Genomic DNA, 20,202 nt, shown 5'->3' with positions numbered 1-20,202 from the left:
GGTACTATGTTAGGTTTCTTACAGCGGATCGGTCGGGCGCTCATGCTTCCGATCGCAGTTCTTCCTGCAGCTGGACTTTTGCTGCGTTTTGGTCAAGAGGATCTATTAGATATACCATTCTTAGTGGCATCAGGTAATGCGATTTTTGGTCATCTAGCGTTATTATTTGCAATAGGTGTCGCAGTAGGACTCTCGAGAGATGGGAGTGGAGCTGCTGGACTTGCAGGAGCAATCGGTTACTTCGTACTAACCGAAGGAGCCAAAACATTTGCAGAAGTAAACCTGGATTATGACGGAAAATTTGATATGTCTGTCTTAGGAGGTATTCTCGCAGGAGTCATAGCTGGACTTTTATATAATAAATTTTATAATACGAAACTGCCAGAATGGCTTTCTTTCTTCGGAGGTAAACGATTTGTTCCAATCGTAACGGCTGGAACGATGGTACTACTAGCGCTTGTTTTCGGATTTATCTGGCCATACCTTCAGATGGGATTAGAGAACGTTGGTACTTGGATTACAAGTGCCGGTGCGATAGGTGCGGGAATATTTGGTTTCTTTAACCGTCTACTGCTCCCACTAGGGCTTCATCATGTACTCAACAGTTTCTTATGGTTTGTCTTTGGTGAATTTACAGGTGAAAATGGGAAAATCGTAACTGGAGATTTATCGAGATTTTTTGCTGAAGATCCTAAAGCTGGCTTCTATATGGCTGGATTTTTCCCTGTAATGATGTTCGGACTTCCGGCAGCTTGTTTAGCCATGATTCATACAGCAAAAAAACATCGGAAGAAGGCAGTAGCAGGAATGCTAGGCAGTCTGGCTCTTACTTCTTTTGTTACTGGAATTACAGAACCAATCGAATTTGCGTTCATGTTCCTATCTCCTTTATTGTATGTGATTCATGCTGTATTAACCGCTGTTTCGATGTCGGTTGCAGTATTACTAGATATTCATCATGGTTTCACGTTTTCTGCAGGGGCGATTGATTATTTCTTAAACATCGGTATCTCGCAGAATGGTTGGTTGTTACTTCCGATGGGTGCAGTATATTTTGTTTTATACTATGGAATATTCCGTTATCTGATTGTAAAACTGAACTTGAAAACCCCGGGCAGAGAAGATGAAGATGCTATTGTATCAGAAGCTGCAGCTACAACTACAGCGAATGAAAAGTATGAAAGGGCTGCATCAGCATATTTGAGTGCACTCGGAGGAAAAGATAATATCGTGCTGCTAGAAAACTGTATTACTAGATTAAGAGTTCAGATTAAAGACTTATCAGAGGTTGATGAAGAAGCGCTTAAAAAAGCAGGATCAAAAGGTCTGATCAAGCTTAATAATCAAAATATACAGGTTGTTGTTGGATCTGAGGTTGAACCGATCGCAGATTGTATGAGAGATAAGCTATAAAGCTATAAAAAAGACCACCATCTAGAAAATGGTGGTCACTTCTTTATTACACGTTCCAATAACCACTTACTGGTACGTTTGCTGCGTATCCATAGGAACATGGGTAAGCATAAACACAGCAGTTTCCATTAAACGAGACGGCTCCGACAATAATGAGCAGTACGAATAGTACCACGTAAAGCGTAAAGCTATCAGAACAGTACTTTCTCGACGACATATTTTCACTCCTCTTCTTGCGTGTGAGAAGCCGGTTTCTCTCCTCAACTCATTTTATGCAAGTAGGATGAGCATAGAAACGGTGATAAATGCCCCATTTTAGAAGAGTTGTATACGAAAAAGAAGTCTATTTGTAAGCCTCATCTAAGATAATGTATAAGTAATCTACGAATTCACCTTTAGAGAACATCGTCACTTCATATACATCACCAAGGTCATTGTATACAAAAGCTGTATCTGTGTCTGTTGTTTCTTCAACGTCTACAGGAAGACCAGCTAGTTCAAGTGCTCTAGTCATTTCTTCATCATTAAACAAGATTTCTTCATCAATTACAGAATAGACAAGGCGAGCGGCTTTTCCTTCTACAAACGTTACCGCATATTTCTCATTCTGATAATAGTTTACGATAGCGGGGACAAATTCTGTCGTGCCTGAGTAGCGAAACTGAATCTTTTCAGATCGGTTCGGTTTACCCCATCTGTCGCTGATTTGTTTTTCTGAAGAGTTTGTGAGTTCACTTGCAACAAATTGATGCTCACTAGTTAGATAGTCCTTTTGTTCGCTATCATCACTTGTTGCATTCTCATCTTCAGCAGTACTGCTTTCATCTTCTGTAGTTGTTGTCTCTGTTGCTTCTGAATCTTCTTTTTCTGATTTAGAAGTGGAGCTGTCCGTAGAATCTTCCTTGTTAGTAGTTGGTTCAGAAGCTCCTTGTTCATTTTGTTTCGTATCTTTAGAACAAGCTGTTACAAAAAGTAACCCAATTATAAGAAATAGTGTTATAAGTTTTTTCATGATACTCCCTCATTATGTAGTTCATATTGTTAAACAGACACTTCCAATGTTAACAAAAGAGTACAAAAATTGAAAATGAAAAGTTTGGCAGATGAAGAAACTTATATCCTTTTCAGAATAGAATGACATTTAAATACCTTATTTTCATAAAATAAGGATATATATATAGCTGCACAATCACATAGTTAATCGTTCATAACAATAGCAGCTTGTATAGGGTATTTTCTCAAAGTAAAGTATGAAGGCTATTAAGCAAAATATAAATTGAATACGTATAGTAATATTTCATTTTGTTAACAAATCAACTACAATATATGGTAGACATCCATTAAAAGGCATGATAGAAGGGCAGGTGTTGGGGATGCAGTATATTGTGTATGATTTAGAGATGACAAACCGGCTCTCGGAGATCATAGAGATAGGTGCCATTCGAATGATTGAAGTTGATGGTGAACTTAAAATAGTGGATACTTTTCAGTCATTTGTTCAACCTAAAATGGATAAGTTGAATACACGAATTACGAATCTAACGGGGATCACAAAAAAAGATTTGATTTCAGCTCCGGCTTATACTGAAGCTATTGATAACTTTAGATCTTGGATCGGTGCAGAAGAATATTACCTTTGTTCTTGGGGACCAGAAGATAAGTGGGCGCTCATAACAGATTCAACATTTCATAAAGCAGACACGGATTGGATTATCAATCATAATGATCTGCAATTCCATTTTAGTATCCTTCATGATAGTGAAAAAGGATTTCGATATGGTCTGTCACGCGCTCTTCAAGCGATGGAGCTCGTTTATGAAGGTTCAAAACATAGAGCGCTAGACGATGCGATCAACACAGCAAAAATCCTTACTAAAATTTATCAGAGAGTCAAATTTGTTAAGAACCCGACTTCCTTTTTAGAATCAAAGCTTTTTGAACCTGAAAAGTTAGTATATAAAACAAAGTCTGAAGTAAATGAATCACCATTCGCTTCCTTGTCAAAGTTATTTAACTAAAGTAATTTTAGTTTTAAATGTAAACTTTGTAATACAAATGGTTAACTGTTATAGCCAGGATAGGACTTATTTCCTGTTCTTTCGACTTCCTTCGACATAAACGGGTAGGTATTATAGGGTAAAATCCATAAAAAGTAAGATATGTCGTCATTTGACGAATTGTTTTTGTAGGAAAATGACCTTAGTTTCGATAATAATAGTTAGTAGTAGGGGGTGTTTGTTGGTGGAGACTACATATTACATAACCAATAAAAACAATCAGTTGTTAGAACTTTTGAACACAATCGATCATTGCTTGACGGATGCAAGTCTTGAGGAGGTTGATTCAATAATCAAGCTAAAAGAAGAACTGTTAGCAAACGATGGTATACATATAACACCTGAGCAAATTAATAATATTATTTCCTTATTGTTATCATTTGTACCACATACAGTTAGAGAAGTTGGTTAATGAAGAATCTCTTCAAAAAGAGGTTCTTTTTTACTACTTAAGTTTATTTCGCTCATCATTAATGTTCTCTGGGGGTATTAATGAAAAAAAGAAGTGAATAATCACTTCTTTTTTGAATCCTCAACTTCTTTTTTAGATTTTAATTCTCTCATCTCTTCTTTAAATCTTTCTTGAAGAGAACTTTGGTGACCATATAAGAACAACATGTCTCCTTCTTGAATTTCTGTCGTGTAACTATCCTTTCTTACTGTTACATCTCCTCTTTTAATGAATAGTACAAGTAAATCGTCATCTACTTGTATAACATCTTTTAATTTTTTCCCCATAATCTTTGAATCCTTATGAATGGGAAGTTCGACAATAACATCATCTTCTTCAAAATACATAACATCTCTTAATGGAAGATCCGCGAGGTTGTAACTTTTCTCCATATGACTTTCAAATGTTTTTTTCATATATTTCTTTAGTTTCGGTATGCTTAAGATTAAATAAAGACTAATTAGTGCTAAAATAATGATCCCCAGCTCAATCGAGCGGAATTCATCGGATAAGATGTTGCTTATCGATGAGATGATAACTGCTAATGAAAAGACTCCGAACAAAATGAGAAAAGTACTCAAACGTCTGCGAACTGGATGCTCTAATATCAATTCAGATTCTCCAGTCGTAAAACCTGTAGCAGTAAACATTGAGATGACTTGGAAGCGAGCAATTTCTTTTTTAAGTCCGGTTAACGTGAATAGAAGCACGTTGATTTCAATTACTATTCCTATGATTGCAAAATAAAGCAAAGTGAATAAAAAACCCACAAAGGCACCTCCGTTAAAATTCTTCTTTACCTGTATACCCTTATTTCCTATTTATATAGAGGAAATAAAATATTTTATTTGTTTCATAAACATTTATAGCCCCTCATATAGTCTTGGTACAGGAGGGATGTAAATGACAGGATTTCTAATTACCTTAGTGCCTGCAAGCCTATTGTGTGGAGGAGTCGCTATGTTAATTCATACATTCGTGAAAAAAGATTCTTATCATTATGATCAAGAGAATCTTTGGGAAGATACATCGCTTACATCGGAAGATTATCGTTTGAAATAACACATTCATAACTTGATATTTTCCCTCGTTATGGTAAAAAGTAAGATAACAATAACTAGAATCGAGGACTTGATGTGCGGAAAGTATCAAAGAAATGGTTAATTGGTGGTGCAGGTTTAGCCCTCATACTATTCCTGGTCTTTCAATTTTATGGAGAAACAGAAGGAGCAAGTGAAACACAAACTTTGAAGGTTGTGGCACTGGGAGATTCCTTAACATACGGAGTGGGTGACCCGTCCAAGACAGGTTATATTGGCATCGTTAAAAGAAATATTCAGCAGCAAACGGGAAGAAACGTTATTATAAATAATTTTGGGATTTCTGGACAGCGATCTGACCAATTATTAAGACAATTGGATAATGGAGTTGTCATCAAATCATTAAGACAAGCGGATCATATCTTTGTTTTTATTGGAACCAATGATTTTCGCAAGGCTGCAGGTTGGAACTTTCGACAGTTGCCTCAACAAAAATTAGTACTTGGAAAAGAAAAGTTAAGAAACAACTTAAGTAAAACACTTACAGTCGTTCGTGAAAACAATTCGTTCGCGCCAGTCTATGTATTAGGTCTATATAATCCTTATTTCGGAAAAGAATACGATCCAACAGCTGCAGACAGTATTAAGTCTTGGAACGAGGCAATTGTTGAGTCAAGCAAAGAAAGCACACTTACAAAATACATTTCCACCTTTGAACTTTATGAGAACGTGGAGAAAGAACTGTATTTTTCTGATTCTATCCATCCAAATAGAAGAGGATATAACAGATTAGGAAACTGGGTTTACAACCAATGGAAGCCTTTAAATCAGGAATGATCTCTTAGAAGCTGATACTTCTAAGAGGTTTTTTTATTTCTTTTTAAAAGGTTGTTGTCGTAAACTTTGTTGCTTTTGGAAGTGTTGATCTCCGTTCCAGGCTGCTCGCTTTCCACTACAATCAATTTTCCAAGGTTACAAGGAGTTCAAAGAAACAATCTTATAAGAAAAGAGCGTTATAAAACGCTGTTGCGGTAAACTTGCTTGCTCTTTGGAAGAAGTTTATTTCAGGTGCTCGGTTTTCCTTGGGGCAGGCGAGGAATCGGGGACGTTCCACTCCAATTAACTGTCAATGGAAGTAAGGAATCGTTAGGCACAACCTATTAGAAAAAACTTTTAAAAAAACAATTGACTTGAGAATGATTATCATTATAATTAGAAGTGAAGTTGATAATCGTTTTCAATTACTTATACATAGAAGGGGTAACTGACATATGTTTAAAAAGAATATTTTCACTGCTGTTGTAATGGTTCTACTAGCTGCTTTAGTCTTAGCTGGCTGTGGTAAATCTAACGAGGGTGCAAGTTCAAGCAACAACGATGCAAAAAAAGAAGAGAAGAAAAGCGGAGAAGTAAACTTATATACAAGTCGTCACTATGACGTTGATGATAAAATCTTTGCTGATTTTACAAAAGAGACTGGTATTAAAGTCAACCTTATTAAAGGTGAAGAAGATGAATTGATCGAGCGTCTTTCTAGAGAAGGGAAAGCAACAAAAGGAGATCTATTCTTCACATCTGATGCTGGCCGTTTGCACTGGGCAAAAGATAAGGACCTTCTGCAAAGTGTTGAAAGTGATACATTGAATAAAAACATTCCAGAGAATTTAAGAGATAAAGATAATCAGTGGTTTGGTCTGACAAAGCGTGCACGTGTCATCGTGTACGATAAGAAAAAAGTTGATCAGTCTGAACTTTCTACTTATGAAGCATTAACTGAAGACATATGGAAAGGGAAAGTACTGATCCGTTCGTCTGAAAACATCTACAATCAATCATTAGTATCTTCATTTATTTCTTTGAACGGAAAAGATGAAGCGAAGAAATGGGCAGAAGGAATCGTTAACAATATGGCTCGTGATCCTCAAGGCGGTGACCGTGACCAAGCGAAGGGTATCGTTGCAGGTGAAGGTGATGTTGCCATCATGAACTCTTATTATTTTGGTCAGATGCTGAACTCAGAAGATCCTGAAGAAGTGAAAGTTGCTAAACAGCTAAGCGTATTCTTCCCTAACCAAGAAACAACAGGTACGCATATTAATATTAGTGGTATAGGTGTTACGAAACACGCGAAGAACAAAGAGAATGCTATTGAACTAATGGAATATCTTTCTAGCCCTAAAGTTCAAGAAGTATTTGCTGAAGCAAACTACGAGTATCCGGTTAATAAAGATGTTGAACCTTCAGAGCTTTTAAAATCTTGGGGTAACTTTAAAGAACAAGATCTTAACCTTTCTGAGCTAGGTGAAAACAATGCAGATGCTGTTAAAATTATGAATGAAGTTAGCTGGAAATAAACGTTAATATCTTGCCGTATCACGATTTGTGATACGGCTAATTCCATGTAAAACAAACAACCGAGAATAATGCTGATGAGTAAAGAAGGTGAAGATGTTGTATTTAATTCGAAAAATGAGATCACAGTTTAATAGTTGGGCTTTGCTAAGTGTGATTTTTTCTACTTTAATCCTTTTGCCGGCTTTGCTCATCATGATTCAGTTATTCGCTGAGAGTAACGAGAATTGGGAACACATTAAAGAATACATGTTGAAAAATTATATCGTGAATTCTGTTACTCTTGTCAGTTTTACAGGCCTTTTCACAGTGCTGATCGGTGTTAGTGCGGCTTGGCTCGTTTCTGCATATAAAGTTCCCATGCATCGTTTCTTTAAATGGGGTCTCATACTGCCTCTTGCGATCCCGCCATACATTGGAGCCTATACGTACCATGGAATTTTAAATTATACGGGAGTCATTCAGACGACATTAAGGAACCAGGTTGGTATAAAAGTAGATCAGAAGTTCTTTGACATCATGAACATCCCAGGTGCTGTTTTCATTTTTACGATGTTTCTTTATCCATATGTTTATATCATCACAAGAAGTTTTTTAGAAAATCAGTCATCATCTCTGATTGAGAATGCACGTTTGTTAGGAAAAGGATCGTTCATGACGTTTATACAAGTCGTGCTTCCTGTGTCACGTGCAGCGATCGTTGGTGGCGTTAGTCTTGTGATTCTTGAAGTCTTTAACGATTACGGAGTAGTTAAATATTTTGGTATTCAAACGTTTAGTACAGCCATTTTTCAAGCTTGGTTTGGAATGGGAGACATCTATTCGGCTATCAAGCTAGCAGGTACTCTGATGTTTATCGTAGTTTTAATTTTGATCCTAGAAAAAGTAATAAGGGGCAGGAAGCAATATAGCTATTCCACTTCAAAAGTTCGCCCGTTACAACCTAAAGAACTTAAAGGCTGGAAGAAGTTTGCTGTGCTATCTTTTTTTATCTCTTTATTTGCTCTAGCTTTTGCCATTCCTTTTATACAGCTTTTACAATGGGTGTATATGACTTATGACGTGATCTTAAGTGCTGCATTCGCTGATTTGATTTGGAATTCAGTCTTTGTTGCTGCTATAGGTTCAGTACTTATTATCATCGTCGCCTTAATCATCGCCAACTTTAGCCGTCTTTCGAAGGGCTGGATCGGGAAGGTGTTTTCCAAAATTACGGTTTTAGGCTATTCAATTCCTGGAGCTGTAATTGCTATAGGCGTCCTTACATTGTTCCTCTCACTAGATGAGAAGGTAATAACCTTGTACGAATGGCTTGGACTAGAGCCAACCCTTGTACTAAGCCTCAGTATTAGTATGCTGATCTTTGCTTATGTTGTCCGTTTTCTTGCTGTTGGTTTTAACTCGATCGAATCAGGTTTTGATAAAGTAGGAACTGTTTTTACAGAAGCTTCAAGAACATTAGGAATGTCAGTAACAAAGACGTTTTTTAAAGTAGATATCAAAATGATCAAAGGTGCGATTGCTGGTGGTTTTATCCTTGTTTTCGTAGATATTTTAAAAGAGCTGCCTTTAACTCTGATCCTACAGCCTTTTAATTTTTATACGCTGGCTACAAAAACATTTCAATATGCAAGCGATGAACGTATTCATGAAGCCGCTGTTTCATCAATAGTAATTATTTGTATAAGTGCACTTTCAATCTTCTTTTTACACAGAGTTTTAGAAAAGGAGCCAAAATAATGTTTGTTCAAATCAAAAACTTAACGTTTCATTACAAAAATTCGCAAAAACCTTTATTTGAAAACTTATCTCTCAGCTTTAAGCAGGGAGAAGTATCAGTAATCTTAGGAGAAAGCGGGAGTGGGAAAAGTACGTTACTTCGTCTTATAGCAGGGCTAGAAGTGCCATCAAAAGGGTCGATCCTGATCGATCAGGCAGTCATGAACGATAACTTTCGATTTGTTCAGCCTGAAAAACGTGGAGTTGGTCTCGTTTTTCAAGATTATGCTTTGTTCCCTCATATGACAGTTGAAAAGAACATCAAATTTGGCTTAACAAAAATGAATCGTATACAGAAACAAGCACGAATGGAAGAATTATTGGCAATTGTAGGTATGGAGGACTATGCTTCTCGATATCCTTATGAATTGAGCGGCGGGCAGCAGCAGCGTGTTGCACTAGCCAGGGCTATGGCTCCAAACCCATCCTTGATTATGTTTGACGAGCCTTTTAGCAATCTCGATTCTAAGCTTCAATTACAGATTCGTGATGAGCTGCAGGAAATCCTTAAACGTACTGGAATCACTTCTATTTTTGTAACTCATGATGAAGAAGATGCTCGGTCCATAGGTGACCGAATCATACTGATGAACAATGGAAAGATACAAGATGAAGGGCGTCCTGAAATGGTGCTGCAGAAGAATAAAGAAAAGTTATCACTAGCATACGTATAAAAAAAAACCGGGGTATCCCGGTTTTTATTTTTTGAATTGAGTATCTAATTTTCCGTTCATGTCGATTAAGAACCCAATTTCTCGTCCTAATAATTCACCTAGTTCTTTTGCTTTCTTTTCGCTTTCGTTCTTTATTTGTTCAATCGTAAGTTCACCTTTTAGTTTTGATGCTCCAACGATAATACTTAATTCACCTTTTTCATAAAATACGATTTTCATTTACAATACCTCCCTTAAAAATAGAACCTTATACATAATTCGTTTTTTCTCACATGATTATGGGGTAGAAGTGAGAATATGGAAAAACATTCATCATGAAACAATTAATTGGAATAAATAAGCATAGCTCGTATTCTTGACAAAAATTTATGTATATTGATAAAATTAGAGCATATTATATATGATTCGCTGAATTTGGATGTTCTATTCGATAGAATATTCTGAAGCGGGGGAACCACGATATGGCTTTAAAAGCCTCGGGATGAATTTGTGCATGCACAAAAGGGACAACTCTCAATTTCCTAATCCGACAGCTAACCTCGTAAGCGTTTTTGGAGAGAGAACTCTATACATGGGCTCAGTCTATGTGTTGCGGTGTATACCCACGGAAAATCCTCTCTATTTTCGGTGGGTTTTTATATGCAACAAATAGGGCATGTATTAGTATAAATTTCTTCAGAGCTTCTGCACAAAATAGTGAGAAAATTTTAACAAAGGGGGTACTTTATTATGAAATTATCTACAAAAATTTTAATCGCTCTTGCACTTGGGGTTGTTGCTGGTCTCATTCTTAACCTAGCCGTGCCTGATGCTTTCTCAACACTGGACAAATATGTTTTAAAGCCAGTAGGGACATTATTCTTAAACCTTATTAAAATGTTAGTTGTTCCGATCGTTTTCTTCTCAATCGTACTTGGAACGGCAGGATTGGGTGATCCGAAGAAACTTGGAAGAGTGGGTGCCAAAACAGTTGGCTATTTCTTAGGAACTACAACAATTGCTATTATTATCGCTATGGCTTTAGCACTTGTCTTTAAACCAGGTGTAGGGGACTTTAAAACGGAAGGTGCCAAGTTTGAGCAACAAGAAGCGCCAGCAGTAACAGATACGTTATTAAACATCATTCCTACTAATCCGATACAAGCGATGACTGAAGGAAATATGCTTCAAATCATTGCGTTCTCCGTGTTTGTAGGATTTGCTCTAACGATGTTGGGGAGCAAAACGAAAGGTATAATGGATCTAATTGAACAAGGTAACGATATTATGATGTATCTTGTAAACCTGATTATGAAATTCGCTCCTTATGGTGCATTTGCATTGATCGCTTCAGCAGTTGGTAGTCAAGGGATGGATGCGATTAAAGCAATGGGCTTATACATGAGTGTAGTTATCTTAGCTCTATTTATCCACTCTGTTGTCGCGTATGGTGGTTCGATTGCTCTATTCGCAAAGAAGAGCCCGCTCTGGTTCTTTAAAGGATTCGCACCGGCAATGTCTGTTGGATTTAGTACGTCTAGTTCGAATGCAACTCTTCCTATCTCAATGAAAACAGCTCAAGAGAATTTAGGTGTTCGAAAATCGATCAGTGGGTTTGTACAGCCCCTTGGTGCAACGATTAACATGGATGGAACAGCTATCATGCAAGGTGTAGCGACGATTTTTATCGCGCAAGTGTATGATGTTAACTTAGGAGTAACACAAATGCTTACCGTTATTTTAACAGCAGTACTTGCAAGTATCGGTACAGCAGGTGTTCCTGGTGTTGGATTGATCATGTTAGCGATGGTATTGAACTCTGTAGGATTACCAGTCGAAGGTATTGCTTTAATCCTAGGTGTTGATAGACTTCTTGATATGCTAAGAACAGCTGTTAACATCACAGGTGACGCTGCTTGCGCGGTAATCGTTGATAAAGGTGAAGACAAACACCTCGGAACTCGTGAACAAGAGGCAAGTGCATAAACGAATGCTTATAAAAGGTCATAGTGGATACAATCACTGTGGCCTTTTTATATGCCGATTTCCCTAGTTTGCATATGTTGAGTAAATAAATGTAAGCACAGGTGCAAAATCATGGTAAAATAAGAAGATACATAATGAAATTTCGGAGTGATCTTCTTGGAAAAATGGCTAGAGATACTGACGCTTGCTGCAAAGGTCATATGGGTACAGATTCAAACCGTGGTTAATCCTATCATCGAGTTAACAGAGAGCGCTATGAGTTCTTTTTGGTTTGTCTTTTCACTTACGATCATTGCAGGATATGTAATACTGAAGCTTGTACAGAACGCAATCACCTTCTACCAAGCACATAATTTTATTCATAGAAGAATGAATAATGAACCCTCTAATGATATTGAATTCACTTTATTTATGAAATCACTTTGGAAGAATGATCGATCTAAAGGTTTATTGGCGAATGCAAAATCAGCTAAGAGCAGATACCTTCAATTTAATGCTCAAGAACGTTTATTATTACAAAACTACTTGCAGCAACGGCACCGATTCTTACGTACGAACCAGCCTTTGTTCATCTTAAGCGCGGTTGTAATAGGCTTACTCTCAAGTGTTTTAGTGAATGTGCTACCGATTGAGTCAGCTTCACTAACTGCTGAAAATGTTTTGAAAACAGCCCTTTTCATTCTTTCTTGGCTGCTAATCATGCAAACTAAATACGTTTCTATGAAAAAGCAAACGTACCATCATCTCGTGTGGATGCAAGAAACCAATCGAACAACAACGGTTGATTACATGCAGGAAGAGGACGCTGCAGTTTCGACGAACAAAGAAAACAACCCTGCGTATTAACGAGATACGTAAGGGTTGTTTTTTATCCAGAACCGATAAGGATAATGAACCGCTTCCTCGGCATATTGTATGCCTATACGAGGACCTGAGCTGATTTCATTCGGTCCGAATCGCATTCCTTCTTCAATTCTTATATTATCTTCATTCATTTTCTTGCCATTATCACTTAATTTGAATCCCATCGCTTTACTCAGTTTTCCAGGACCATTTGTAAGCTGAATCTCCGTCTTCGCTCTTACTCTTCTTTCTTTCATTTCTTCTATTCCTTCAATTGGTTGAAGAGCTCTAATGAGAATAGCTTCTGGTTTATTAACAGGGCCTGAAACGATATTAAAGCAAACATGCATCCCATAAATAAAATAGGTATAAATTGTACCGGCTTCATCGTACATCACTTCTGTTCTAGCCGTTCTTCGGTTGTTAAAGGAATGAGCCGCGCGATCTTCAGGTCCTAGATAAGCTTCTGTCTCCACGATATATCCAGAGGTTGTTCCTTTATCATCAACATGGATCAATTTCATACCTAGAAGTTCTTTTGCTAGATCCAGTGTAGGTAATTCCCACAAATTCATTTTTCATCTCCCTAATGATGTATGACATCTATAGTTTATATGTACAATAACAACAGGCTTATGTAAAATTATGTTTCCTTTTGTCGAAGTTTTACAAACCCTAAAAAAGAGGAAATTGCGAAAGGAAAAAGAATTTTTTATAAAGCAGATGAATAGGAGGCGTTTGATATGGATGGTTGGGTGAATGAAACAGGAATTTATGAAAATCTCTCCAAACGACGCTGGGAGTACTGGGAAGTAAGTCAACATGGAATAAAAACCATGGTTTCCTGGCTATGCTGGAATGCCCCTAATTCGGTTTATGAACAATGGAGTAAATCTGTCTTACATTAGAACAAATTTTGTTGAAAGTTCCTTTACTCTTTTAAAGGGACTTTTTGTTTGCACATAAGCTTGAATCTTCTTTTTTGTGGATAGAATAGTTAACAATAATGGCCACAAAAAGGAGCAGATTTTATATGGATTCCCATAAAGGACAACTGCGAAGAGCGGTTGAAGGACGTAAACAACGACTCATTCAACATCTTATTCATAAAGGTTTATATGGGTATGAAGATCATAGATATCTCACTGATTTTACATTAAGTGAACTAGAGTTAGAGTGGAAGAATGCTCAGTTTATCGATCAAGAGAATCACATAAGTTAAATCTTTTAAATAGTAAAAAAATAATAAGTCTTCTTAACTATTTTCTGATATAATATACCTAAAAAATAGGAATAATGTCTGGTGTAGTATTTTTTGTATCGCAATTGTTAAGACAAACTGCCATAAATCGTTTGATAAAGGCAAACTCATTGAAAAGTGAGGACGCAAAGCTATAGGGGCTTCATTTGATATATGCCAGCCAGCTACCTTACGAAATTATCCTTCGGTTTATGAAATGGTGTAGGGGGGATATCATTGGAACAGCACTTATTATTTTTTTCATGGTCAGCGATTGGATTCTATTTTGCAACGATTTTTTTTATTGCGCTTTTACTGTTTTTTACTGGAACCAAACTTAAGAAGAAAGATAACAGAATCATAGATGTTTTTACTAATATTCTAATCATATTAGGTGCGATTGCCTGGGTGTTTATTACAAGTTGAATAATGAATTTGAAAATTTCCAAATTTTTAGTAAGGATAAACACTGAAACCCCGCGTTATAATGGATGCATACACGAGAGGGGGATTAACAATTGTCTACGAATGTGAAAGATAAATTTACAGATGAAGAGAAAGAATTGTTAATTGAAGCATTGTTGAGTCAAGGGTATGCTTATGAAGTGGTTGATTCTGAGCTGAAAGATTTAGAATATGAGCTTAAGCCAGGTTATGAATCAAAAGTTAGAAGATTGAACGAACTTTTAAAAAAATTACATAATTAAAAAATAAAGCAAAAGGCTCTCTTAGAGTCTTTTGCTTCTTTTCGATAAGTATCATGTATCGAGTAAGCCTTTTCTTCTAGCTTCCATACGCCATTCCGCTTCTTTTACTAACCTTCTAGGTAACTTGCCTCTATTTTTTAAGAATGACCAATACGTTAGATATTGCTTTGGTCTGGAAACAGGTGAGACATTTCTTGCATACTCCCACCATGAAATTTCGTTTGCTTCTAAGCGTATTAAAAAAAGATCGTCGCCTTTTACCATAAAACTCACTCCTGTCTTGCCTTTCATTACCAATAGTATTGACTCATTTCAATAAAATAACCGAAAAAAAATCATGGCACTTTATTTTATGCAAACTGTTATATAACGCTTAGGACAAAAAGTAATTTTTTATTTTGGCAGGAAATAAGTTATGAAGCTTGAATCTTTAAGTTACTAAAGGAAGGTTGTGCTTATGAAATGGGGGGTGGTCCTGTTGGAGCAAGTACTCATGTTTTCAACACTATTAGCTCCTTTGGTGACAGCAATGATGGAGCTCTTAAAACGTACTTTCCCGATTCCGAAAAAATATATACCCATTATTAGTTTTTTTGTAGGATTGATCATCGGATTGTTAGCTGCTCCCGTTACAGAGATGAATGTTCAACTCAGATTATGGTCTGGTGGAATAGCGGGGTTAGCCGCAACTGGATTGTATGAGATCGGCAAGAAAAGTAGAAAATACAAAAAAGCAAGTTAGTGAGTTTGGTCTGATCATTAATGAAACCATTTTCAATGATTACTTAAAAAGGGTTTAGAATTTTGAAATCAGTGAATAGATTATAGTAAGAAAACAATGTCAGGCGGTGAAATGTCATGAAAGCTTTTCTAGCACTATGTTTGGCTGTTATGCTATCATTCATCATTGTCCCTAACATTCCTGAAAACGTTCAAGAGAAGTCCGGTACTTCGGATACGATTATTACTCAGCCAGTAACGGCTGAAGAAACGAAAGAAAAACAAGCTGTCCCTGTATTTACGGAGGATATCGCGAAGAAACAGGCGAATCTCTTTATCGAAGCACTAAAGCAAGAAACGGATGAAAACTATAGGGTTTTAAATTATTCTAATAAAGAAGAATATATGACATATTTAACGAATTTTGTGTCTAAAGATCTAGCTGCATATTATACGGATGGTCTATTTGAGGAACGAGAAAGTTCGCTATACATCATTCCTACTGAACTTCCACCATGGCTAGAAGAAAGTGAACCTGTAATGATCAAACAGCTTTCAGATCATTCATATAGAGTTCATCAAAAAAATGAGTCTGATCTATATGGCTCATATGAAATTACTTTAGGTTATGAGTACCTCAACGGAAAATGGATTATTACATTTGCATCAGTAGATTAAAACATGGGTTTTACCACCCATGTTTTTTTACGATTAGATTGAATAAACTAGGATTGTTACATAATAGGAAGAGGAAGTTGTAGCTCTAAGAGAGCGTACGTTTAGTGAGTTGCAGTTAAAACAAATGGACTTTAAATGTTGTGAACTTTACAATAAAGGAAACAGTCGAGATGGAGTAGTGTGATGGATATAATTACGTTTAAAGATTTTTATAACAACACTGTACAATTGTCGTTTTCAGACCACCCCTTTTCGGATACGCCAAAACACGTGTGGTGTTTGTGTAAATTTAAAGATCAATGGTTGCTGACTGAGCATCCGAGACGTGGAATTGAGTTCCCTGGTGGAAAAGTAGAACCTGGAGAAACAGCGGATGAAGCAGCCGTTCGGGAAGTTTTTGAAGAGACGGGTGGAAGAGTATCAGATCTTAAGTACATTGGTCAGTACTTTGTTGATGGAAAAGGCGGAAAGATCATTAAGAATATTTATGTAGCCACTGTGGACAAGATTCTTTTAAAGCATCGTTATTTTGAAACGAATGGACCTGTATTAATGAGTGAGTTGCCAGAAGATGTTTCCACGGATAAGTCGTTCAGCTTTATGATGAAAGACCAGGTGCTAAAAGAGAGTATGAAGTACGCTCTTCTGCATTCCCTGGCCTAAAAATAAAAGATTATAAACGATGCTTAATAAGTTTCCGTTCAAGCCATTCGACTCCTTGATACATTACGGTAGCCATTACAGCAATGATCAAAAGGCTCATCAGTACGAGTGTGAAGTTAAAGACTTGGAATCCGTAGATGATCATGTACCCTAAGCCTTGTTTTGAAACGAGAAACTCGCCTACGATGACACCAACCCATGACAACCCTACATTTACTTTTAAAGAAGATATGATATTCGGAAAACAGGCTGGAAGGATAACCTCCTTAAAGCACTGTTTTTTATTTCCTCCAAAAGATCGGACCACTTTAATATAGTTGGCATCCACATTTTGAAACGCTGTGTATACGACGAGGGTCGTAATGATGATCGAGATTAAGATCCCCATAGCAATGATCGAACCAAAATTCGGCCCAATCGCAACGATCAATATAGGTCCTAACGCCACTTTCGGCATGGCGTTTAAGACAACTAGATATGGATCTAGAACTTTAGATAGAAATGGTGACCACCACAGAAGAGCGGCAAGTAAAGTCCCTAACAGCGTACCTAATATGAATCCGAGTACAGTCTCACCTAGAGTAAAAATAACGTGGATATAAAGTGAACCATCACCAATCTTTTCAATAAACAGAGATCCTATTTTCGTTGGTGAACTAAATAGTAATGGATTGATCCAGCCTCGTAGAGATGAAATTTCCCATAACAAGAAAAAACTGATAAAAATAAAAAGCTGAACAAGGCGTATATTCCGATTTTCTTTTTTTATCGATTCTAGATACTCTTGGTGTATCTTACTCTTTATCGTTTTGTTCAATGTGCTCCAACTCCTCCCATATTTGCTGAAAGGTTGCAGAAAAATCAGGATGCTGACGAGCTTCAAAGGGAGGAAGAGTCTTTAATGTTTCAGGCATCTTAAATGTCCTGAAAATACGTCCAGGATTAGTTGATAACAAGATAACGGTATCACTCATCGCGATAGCCTCACCGATATCATGTGTAACTAAGATAGCTGTTTTTCCATGTTCTTTTAGAGTTGAGGATACGAGATCTTCAAGCTTTAACTTCGTTTGGTAATCGAGTGCTGAGAAAGGTTCATCGAGTAAAAGGATCTTGGGCTGTGTGGCGAGTGTTCGAACGAGTGCCACTCTCTGTCTCATTCCTCCAGAAAGCTCTGAAGGGTATTTGGTTAATGTGTGATCTAATCCGATCTCTTTGAGAAGTTTCACTGCTGCTTGAACGTTTTCCAATGAATGTTGGTTCCTCAGTTTCAAACCAAGCGATATGTTATCTTGAATCGTTTTCCATGGAAACAAATAATCTTGCTGAAGCATGTAACCGATTTTTGGATGCGGAGATGTAACCAGTTGGTTATTTACCGTTACCGTGCCGACCGTTGGAGTGAGTAGACCTGCGATCATTGATAAAAGTGTGGACTTACCGCACCCGCTCGGTCCTAGTAAGGATATAAATTCGCCTTCTTGTACAGAAAACGAAATATCTTCTAAGGCCGTTGTGGCAGACGTTTTTGAAAAGTATGTTTGCCCGACAGATTTTAGTTGTAATAAAGCCACGACGATCCCCTCCTGATTTTGTATTTGCATTTCAAACAACCACCTGTGAAGCTTCTCGTGTATATGTTCGGCAAGAAGCTCACTATGGCAGCCTTATTGTATGCAGAGCCGTCTGTTCCTTTACTTGGTGGCTTTCTTTGCTATTGAAGTATCCACAAGAATGTTATAATCCACTTTTTTAGGAAGTTCGCCCGCTTCATCCATAATTGTCTGTAAGTTGTTCCACTCTTCTTCATCTAATATTGGATTTAGAGCGAAACTGTGCTGACTTTTATATCGATCCACAACGGTTTCAATAAGTTCAACAGGGGTATCTTCAAAATAAGGCGCGATAACTTTTGCGATCTCTTTTGCAGAGTGGTTCTCTACCCATAACTGCGCTTTGTATAAGCCTTTTGTAAATTTCTCTAATGTTTCTTTATTTTCTTTTATATAGCTTTGTTTCGCCATAAAGGTTGTATACGGAATCTTCCCAGACTCAGCGCCGAACGAAGCAACAATGTGTCCGATTCCTTCTTGTTCAAATAAACTTGCTTGTGGTTCGAATAATTGAACATAATCTCCTGTTCCAGAAGCAAACGCATTCGCGATGTTAGCGAAATCAATGTTTTGAATCATCGTTAGATCGTTCTTAGGATCGATCCCGTGTTTTTTTATACCAAACTCACCTGCCATCTGTGGCATGCCGCCTTTACGCTGGCCCAAGAAAGTACTGCCTTTAAGCTGATCCCATGAAAAGAATTCAGGTTTCTTTCTTGCCACTAAGAAAGTACCATCTGTCTGTGTGAGCTGAGCAAAGTTAATAACAGGGTCAGTCGATTCTTGTGCATGGACATAGATCGTTGTTTCAGAACCAACGAGTGCTACGTCTGCGCCATCAGACAACAAAGCTGTCATCGTTTTATCGCCGCCCCATGTCGTAGTCAGCTCCACATCTAAACCTTCTTCTTTAAAAAAGCCTTTTTCAATGGCAACATATTGTGGAGCATAAAAAATAGATCGTGTTACTTCAGCGATTCTAATTTTTTCTTTTTTAGGACTAGAGGTATTGCAGCCTGTCAACAGCATGGAGAAAGCTAGTAAACAAGTGAAAAGTATCGTTAGTTTTCTTTTGAAATATTTCATATTGGATCCTCCTGCACATAGGGATGAAGTCATGACTTTTATGTAATAATGTATGTGATTGGTGCAAATGTGTGTTTGCCCACAAAAATAAAGGAGTGTAGGGATGAAAAAAGCAAAAATGATAGAGTGGCAGCGATTTCCTTCACCACATCCTACCATTCGCTTGTATGTAGTCACGTATTTAAATGATGGATTGAAAATAAAAGGACTAGCCGCTTTACCAGAAGGAAAAGGACCTTTTCCAGGCTTTCTTTATCTTAGAGGCGGAATCAAGTCCGTTGGAATGGTCAGAATTGCTAGGATCATCCAGTTTGCTTCACAAGGTTTTGTTGTGATGGCTCCTTATTATCGAGGAAATCAAGGGGGAGAAGGCAACGAAGATTTTGCAGGAGAAGATCGAACTGATGCTTTTGCCGCTTATGAGGTATTAAAGCAGTTTCCTAAAGTAGATCCAGAGGACATTCATGTGTTTGGCTTTTCAAGAGGCGGTCCTATGGCCTTATTTACAGCTATAAAATTTCCTGAAATTCGTTCTGTCGTAACCTGGGGTGGAGTGACTGACATGGCGATCACTTATGACGAGAGAGAAGATCTGCGGCGGATGATGAAGAGAGTTATCGGAGGGACCCCAGAGAAATACCCAGAAGAATTTGAATGGAGATCTCCGCTAAACTATTGTGAGAAATTAGACACACCATTACTTTGCATCCATGGCATGAAGGATGAAAATGTGAGTGTAGAACATACCCTTAAGATTGAAGCAAGACTAAAGGAGCTCGGAAAACCATGCGAAACATGGATCTATCCGAAATACACACATTATTTTCCGCCAAAAGAGAACCGAAAGATTACATATGCTTTGTGTGAATGGATGAAAGGACATGGAAAAGGAGCTGAATAAGATTTTCAGCTCCTTTACTA

At 37.4% G+C, this 20,202-nt stretch carries 27 protein-coding genes and 2 riboswitches; of the genes, 18 read left to right on the top strand and 9 right to left on the bottom strand.

What is annotated here, in order from left to right; all coding sequences use genetic code 11:
- Nucleotides 1-6 precede the first annotated feature (6 nt).
- Entirely contained in the window at nucleotides 7-1,413 is a 1,407-nt protein-coding gene (gene nagE / locus ACNJYY_RS16380) for an N-acetylglucosamine-specific PTS transporter subunit IIBC (RefSeq protein WP_416729326.1), read from the top strand.
- A 46-nt stretch (nucleotides 1,414-1,459) separates the two neighbouring features.
- Here nagE and ACNJYY_RS16375 read toward each other — a convergent pair whose 3' ends face one another.
- Both ACNJYY_RS16375 and ACNJYY_RS16370 read right to left on the bottom strand, forming a co-directional pair.
- Nucleotides 1,460-1,630 carry a YjcZ family sporulation protein gene (locus ACNJYY_RS16375; protein ID WP_144698432.1) on the bottom strand — a complete coding sequence of 57 codons (171 nt, stop codon included), beginning with the start codon at nucleotides 1,628-1,630 and terminating at the stop codon, nucleotides 1,460-1,462.
- Nucleotides 1,631-1,756: 126 nt separating this feature from the next.
- The gene (locus ACNJYY_RS16370) at nucleotides 1,757-2,425 is read right to left on the bottom strand and encodes a hypothetical protein (RefSeq protein ID WP_416729325.1); all 669 of its coding nucleotides are present in this window, start codon (nucleotides 2,423-2,425) and stop codon (nucleotides 1,757-1,759) included.
- A 361-nt stretch (nucleotides 2,426-2,786) separates the two neighbouring features.
- Between ACNJYY_RS16370 and ACNJYY_RS16365 the strand changes: the two genes are divergently transcribed.
- Nucleotides 2,787-3,431: an exonuclease domain-containing protein gene (locus ACNJYY_RS16365; protein WP_416729324.1), complete on the top strand. Its 645-nt coding sequence runs from the start codon at nucleotides 2,787-2,789 to the stop codon at nucleotides 3,429-3,431.
- Between the two features lie 223 nt (nucleotides 3,432-3,654).
- Nucleotides 3,655-3,882, top strand: coding sequence for a hypothetical protein (locus ACNJYY_RS16360; RefSeq protein ID WP_416729323.1), 228 nt, complete (start codon nucleotides 3,655-3,657; stop codon nucleotides 3,880-3,882).
- 101 nt (nucleotides 3,883-3,983) lie between these two features.
- Here the strand turns inward: ACNJYY_RS16360 and ACNJYY_RS16355 are convergent, their stop codons facing one another.
- Nucleotides 3,984-4,691 carry a TrkA C-terminal domain-containing protein gene (locus tag ACNJYY_RS16355; RefSeq protein WP_416729322.1) on the bottom strand — a complete coding sequence of 236 codons (708 nt, stop codon included), beginning with the start codon at nucleotides 4,689-4,691 and terminating at the stop codon, nucleotides 3,984-3,986.
- Between the two features lie 133 nt (nucleotides 4,692-4,824).
- Here ACNJYY_RS16355 and ACNJYY_RS16350 point away from each other — a divergent pair, with 133 nt between their 5' ends.
- The 5 genes from ACNJYY_RS16350 to ACNJYY_RS16330 all read left to right on the top strand — a co-directional run bounded on the left by ACNJYY_RS16350 (nucleotide 4,825) and on the right by ACNJYY_RS16330 (nucleotide 9,766).
- On the top strand, nucleotides 4,825-4,983 hold the full coding sequence (locus ACNJYY_RS16350) for a hypothetical protein (protein WP_416729321.1): 159 nt from the start codon (nucleotides 4,825-4,827) through the stop codon (nucleotides 4,981-4,983).
- A 74-nt stretch (nucleotides 4,984-5,057) separates the two neighbouring features.
- Nucleotides 5,058-5,798, top strand: coding sequence for a GDSL-type esterase/lipase family protein (locus tag ACNJYY_RS16345; RefSeq protein WP_416729320.1), 741 nt, complete (start codon nucleotides 5,058-5,060; stop codon nucleotides 5,796-5,798).
- Nucleotides 5,799-6,232: 434 nt separating this feature from the next.
- Nucleotides 6,233-7,315: a Fe(3+) ABC transporter substrate-binding protein gene (locus tag ACNJYY_RS16340; RefSeq protein WP_416729319.1), complete on the top strand. Its 1,083-nt coding sequence runs from the start codon at nucleotides 6,233-6,235 to the stop codon at nucleotides 7,313-7,315.
- A gap of 94 nt (nucleotides 7,316-7,409) precedes the next feature.
- Nucleotides 7,410-9,053 carry an ABC transporter permease gene (locus ACNJYY_RS16335; protein ID WP_416729318.1) on the top strand — a complete coding sequence of 548 codons (1,644 nt, stop codon included), beginning with the start codon at nucleotides 7,410-7,412 and terminating at the stop codon, nucleotides 9,051-9,053.
- On the top strand, nucleotides 9,053-9,766 hold the full coding sequence (locus ACNJYY_RS16330) for an ABC transporter ATP-binding protein (protein WP_416729317.1): 714 nt from the start codon (nucleotides 9,053-9,055) through the stop codon (nucleotides 9,764-9,766). The genes ACNJYY_RS16335 and ACNJYY_RS16330 overlap by 1 nt, the downstream gene beginning before the upstream one ends.
- A gap of 24 nt (nucleotides 9,767-9,790) precedes the next feature.
- Here the strand turns inward: ACNJYY_RS16330 and ACNJYY_RS16325 are convergent, their stop codons facing one another.
- Entirely contained in the window at nucleotides 9,791-9,985 is a 195-nt protein-coding gene (locus ACNJYY_RS16325) for a hypothetical protein (protein ID WP_144698448.1), read from the bottom strand.
- Nucleotides 9,986-10,162: 177 nt separating this feature from the next.
- A riboswitch (cyclic di-AMP (ydaO/yuaA leader) is annotated at nucleotides 10,163-10,329 on the top strand.
- A 166-nt stretch (nucleotides 10,330-10,495) separates the two neighbouring features.
- Between ACNJYY_RS16325 and ACNJYY_RS16320 the strand changes: the two genes are divergently transcribed.
- Together ACNJYY_RS16320 and ACNJYY_RS16315 are read left to right on the top strand one after the other, a co-directional pair.
- Complete coding sequence (locus tag ACNJYY_RS16320) at nucleotides 10,496-11,731, top strand: dicarboxylate/amino acid:cation symporter (protein ID WP_416729316.1); 1,236 nt, start codon at nucleotides 10,496-10,498, stop codon at nucleotides 11,729-11,731.
- Between the two features lie 156 nt (nucleotides 11,732-11,887).
- Nucleotides 11,888-12,577: a hypothetical protein gene (locus ACNJYY_RS16315; RefSeq protein WP_416729315.1), complete on the top strand. Its 690-nt coding sequence runs from the start codon at nucleotides 11,888-11,890 to the stop codon at nucleotides 12,575-12,577.
- Here ACNJYY_RS16315 and ACNJYY_RS16310 read toward each other — a convergent pair.
- Nucleotides 12,574-13,149: a DNA-3-methyladenine glycosylase gene (locus ACNJYY_RS16310; protein WP_416729314.1), complete on the bottom strand. Its 576-nt coding sequence runs from the start codon at nucleotides 13,147-13,149 to the stop codon at nucleotides 12,574-12,576. The genes ACNJYY_RS16315 and ACNJYY_RS16310 overlap by 4 nt on opposite strands.
- Before the next feature lie 168 nt (nucleotides 13,150-13,317).
- On the opposite strand from ACNJYY_RS16310, the gene ACNJYY_RS16305 reads away from it, so the two are divergent.
- From ACNJYY_RS16305 to abbA, 4 genes are all read left to right on the top strand, one after another.
- Nucleotides 13,318-13,482, top strand: a complete 165-nt coding sequence (locus ACNJYY_RS16305; RefSeq protein ID WP_153237601.1) for a hypothetical protein — start codon at nucleotides 13,318-13,320, stop codon at nucleotides 13,480-13,482.
- A gap of 125 nt (nucleotides 13,483-13,607) precedes the next feature.
- Nucleotides 13,608-13,796 (top strand): Fur-regulated basic protein FbpA, encoded by a 189-nt coding sequence (gene fbpA, locus ACNJYY_RS16300; protein WP_186320457.1) that lies wholly within the window; start codon nucleotides 13,608-13,610, stop codon nucleotides 13,794-13,796.
- Between the two features lie 129 nt (nucleotides 13,797-13,925).
- A riboswitch (cyclic di-GMP riboswitch) is annotated at nucleotides 13,926-14,007 on the top strand.
- Between the two features lie 44 nt (nucleotides 14,008-14,051).
- The gene (locus ACNJYY_RS16295; RefSeq protein WP_416729313.1) at nucleotides 14,052-14,240 is read left to right on the top strand and encodes a hypothetical protein; all 189 of its coding nucleotides are present in this window, start codon (nucleotides 14,052-14,054) and stop codon (nucleotides 14,238-14,240) included.
- Between the two features lie 92 nt (nucleotides 14,241-14,332).
- The gene (gene abbA / locus ACNJYY_RS16290; RefSeq protein WP_416729312.1) at nucleotides 14,333-14,521 is read left to right on the top strand and encodes an antirepressor AbbA; all 189 of its coding nucleotides are present in this window, start codon (nucleotides 14,333-14,335) and stop codon (nucleotides 14,519-14,521) included.
- A gap of 51 nt (nucleotides 14,522-14,572) precedes the next feature.
- Here the strand turns inward: abbA and ACNJYY_RS16285 are convergent, their stop codons facing one another.
- Nucleotides 14,573-14,785, bottom strand: a complete 213-nt coding sequence (locus tag ACNJYY_RS16285) for a hypothetical protein (RefSeq protein WP_137788569.1) — start codon at nucleotides 14,783-14,785, stop codon at nucleotides 14,573-14,575.
- A gap of 214 nt (nucleotides 14,786-14,999) precedes the next feature.
- Here ACNJYY_RS16285 and ACNJYY_RS16280 point away from each other — a divergent pair, with 214 nt between their 5' ends.
- The 3 genes from ACNJYY_RS16280 to ytkD all read left to right on the top strand — a co-directional run bounded on the left by ACNJYY_RS16280 (nucleotide 15,000) and on the right by ytkD (nucleotide 16,582).
- A complete protein-coding gene (locus tag ACNJYY_RS16280) occupies nucleotides 15,000-15,263 on the top strand; it encodes a holin (protein ID WP_144698462.1) in 264 nt (87 codons plus the stop codon).
- Between the two features lie 116 nt (nucleotides 15,264-15,379).
- Entirely contained in the window at nucleotides 15,380-15,919 is a 540-nt protein-coding gene (locus ACNJYY_RS16275; RefSeq protein ID WP_416729311.1) for a hypothetical protein, read from the top strand.
- A 183-nt stretch (nucleotides 15,920-16,102) separates the two neighbouring features.
- Nucleotides 16,103-16,582: an RNA deprotection pyrophosphohydrolase gene (ytkD, locus tag ACNJYY_RS16270; protein ID WP_225218671.1), complete on the top strand. Its 480-nt coding sequence runs from the start codon at nucleotides 16,103-16,105 to the stop codon at nucleotides 16,580-16,582.
- Between the two features lie 10 nt (nucleotides 16,583-16,592).
- Here the strand turns inward: ytkD and ACNJYY_RS16265 are convergent, their stop codons facing one another.
- The 3 genes from ACNJYY_RS16265 to ACNJYY_RS16255 all read right to left on the bottom strand — a co-directional run bounded on the left by ACNJYY_RS16265 (nucleotide 16,593) and on the right by ACNJYY_RS16255 (nucleotide 19,224).
- A complete protein-coding gene (locus tag ACNJYY_RS16265) occupies nucleotides 16,593-17,399 on the bottom strand; it encodes an ABC transporter permease (protein ID WP_416729310.1) in 807 nt (268 codons plus the stop codon).
- On the bottom strand, nucleotides 17,377-18,156 hold the full coding sequence (locus ACNJYY_RS16260) for an ABC transporter ATP-binding protein (protein ID WP_416729309.1): 780 nt from the start codon (nucleotides 18,154-18,156) through the stop codon (nucleotides 17,377-17,379). Before ACNJYY_RS16260 ends, ACNJYY_RS16265 begins: the two co-directional genes overlap by 23 nt.
- 120 nt (nucleotides 18,157-18,276) lie before the next feature.
- Nucleotides 18,277-19,224 (bottom strand): ABC transporter substrate-binding protein, encoded by a 948-nt coding sequence (locus ACNJYY_RS16255; protein ID WP_416731897.1) that lies wholly within the window; start codon nucleotides 19,222-19,224, stop codon nucleotides 18,277-18,279.
- Nucleotides 19,225-19,384: 160 nt separating this feature from the next.
- Between ACNJYY_RS16255 and ACNJYY_RS16250 the strand changes: the two genes are divergently transcribed.
- Nucleotides 19,385-20,182, top strand: coding sequence for an alpha/beta hydrolase family protein (locus ACNJYY_RS16250; RefSeq protein ID WP_416729308.1), 798 nt, complete (start codon nucleotides 19,385-19,387; stop codon nucleotides 20,180-20,182).
- Nucleotides 20,183-20,202 lie beyond the last annotated feature (20 nt).

The sequence above is a fragment of the Fictibacillus tiangongensis genome (genome assembly GCF_048083785.1).
Lineage (GTDB): Bacteria > Bacillota > Bacilli > Bacillales > Fictibacillaceae > Fictibacillus.
Note: the sequence above shows the minus strand (reverse complement) of the source record. Positions and strands in the feature narration are given on the sequence as shown.

Excerpts from the sequence above, each read along its gene's own strand:
- nagE (WP_416729326.1), top strand. The coding sequence starts at position 7 with ATGTTAGGTTTCTTACAGCGGATCGGTCGGGCGCTCATGCTTCCGATC.
- ACNJYY_RS16375 (WP_144698432.1), bottom strand. The coding sequence starts at position 1,630 with ATGTCGTCGAGAAAGTACTGTTCTGATAGCTTTACGCTTTACGTGGTA.
- ACNJYY_RS16370 (WP_416729325.1), bottom strand. The coding sequence starts at position 2,425 with ATGAAAAAACTTATAACACTATTTCTTATAATTGGGTTACTTTTTGTA.
- ACNJYY_RS16365 (WP_416729324.1), top strand. The coding sequence starts at position 2,787 with ATGCAGTATATTGTGTATGATTTAGAGATGACAAACCGGCTCTCGGAG.
- ACNJYY_RS16350 (WP_416729321.1), top strand. The coding sequence starts at position 4,825 with ATGACAGGATTTCTAATTACCTTAGTGCCTGCAAGCCTATTGTGTGGA.
- ACNJYY_RS16340 (WP_416729319.1), top strand. The coding sequence starts at position 6,233 with ATGTTTAAAAAGAATATTTTCACTGCTGTTGTAATGGTTCTACTAGCT.
- ACNJYY_RS16335 (WP_416729318.1), top strand. The coding sequence starts at position 7,410 with ATGTTGTATTTAATTCGAAAAATGAGATCACAGTTTAATAGTTGGGCT.
- ACNJYY_RS16330 (WP_416729317.1), top strand. The coding sequence starts at position 9,053 with ATGTTTGTTCAAATCAAAAACTTAACGTTTCATTACAAAAATTCGCAA.
- ACNJYY_RS16325 (WP_144698448.1), bottom strand. The coding sequence starts at position 9,985 with ATGAAAATCGTATTTTATGAAAAAGGTGAATTAAGTATTATCGTTGGA.
- ACNJYY_RS16320 (WP_416729316.1), top strand. The coding sequence starts at position 10,496 with ATGAAATTATCTACAAAAATTTTAATCGCTCTTGCACTTGGGGTTGTT.
- ACNJYY_RS16310 (WP_416729314.1), bottom strand. The coding sequence starts at position 13,149 with ATGAATTTGTGGGAATTACCTACACTGGATCTAGCAAAAGAACTTCTA.
- ACNJYY_RS16305 (WP_153237601.1), top strand. The coding sequence starts at position 13,318 with ATGGATGGTTGGGTGAATGAAACAGGAATTTATGAAAATCTCTCCAAA.
- fbpA (WP_186320457.1), top strand. The coding sequence starts at position 13,608 with ATGGATTCCCATAAAGGACAACTGCGAAGAGCGGTTGAAGGACGTAAA.
- ACNJYY_RS16285 (WP_137788569.1), bottom strand. The coding sequence starts at position 14,785 with ATGGTAAAAGGCGACGATCTTTTTTTAATACGCTTAGAAGCAAACGAA.
- ACNJYY_RS16275 (WP_416729311.1), top strand. The coding sequence starts at position 15,380 with ATGAAAGCTTTTCTAGCACTATGTTTGGCTGTTATGCTATCATTCATC.
- ytkD (WP_225218671.1), top strand. The coding sequence starts at position 16,103 with ATGGATATAATTACGTTTAAAGATTTTTATAACAACACTGTACAATTG.
- ACNJYY_RS16255 (WP_416731897.1), bottom strand. The coding sequence starts at position 19,224 with ATGCTGTTGACAGGCTGCAATACCTCTAGTCCTAAAAAAGAAAAAATT.
- ACNJYY_RS16250 (WP_416729308.1), top strand. The coding sequence starts at position 19,385 with ATGAAAAAAGCAAAAATGATAGAGTGGCAGCGATTTCCTTCACCACAT.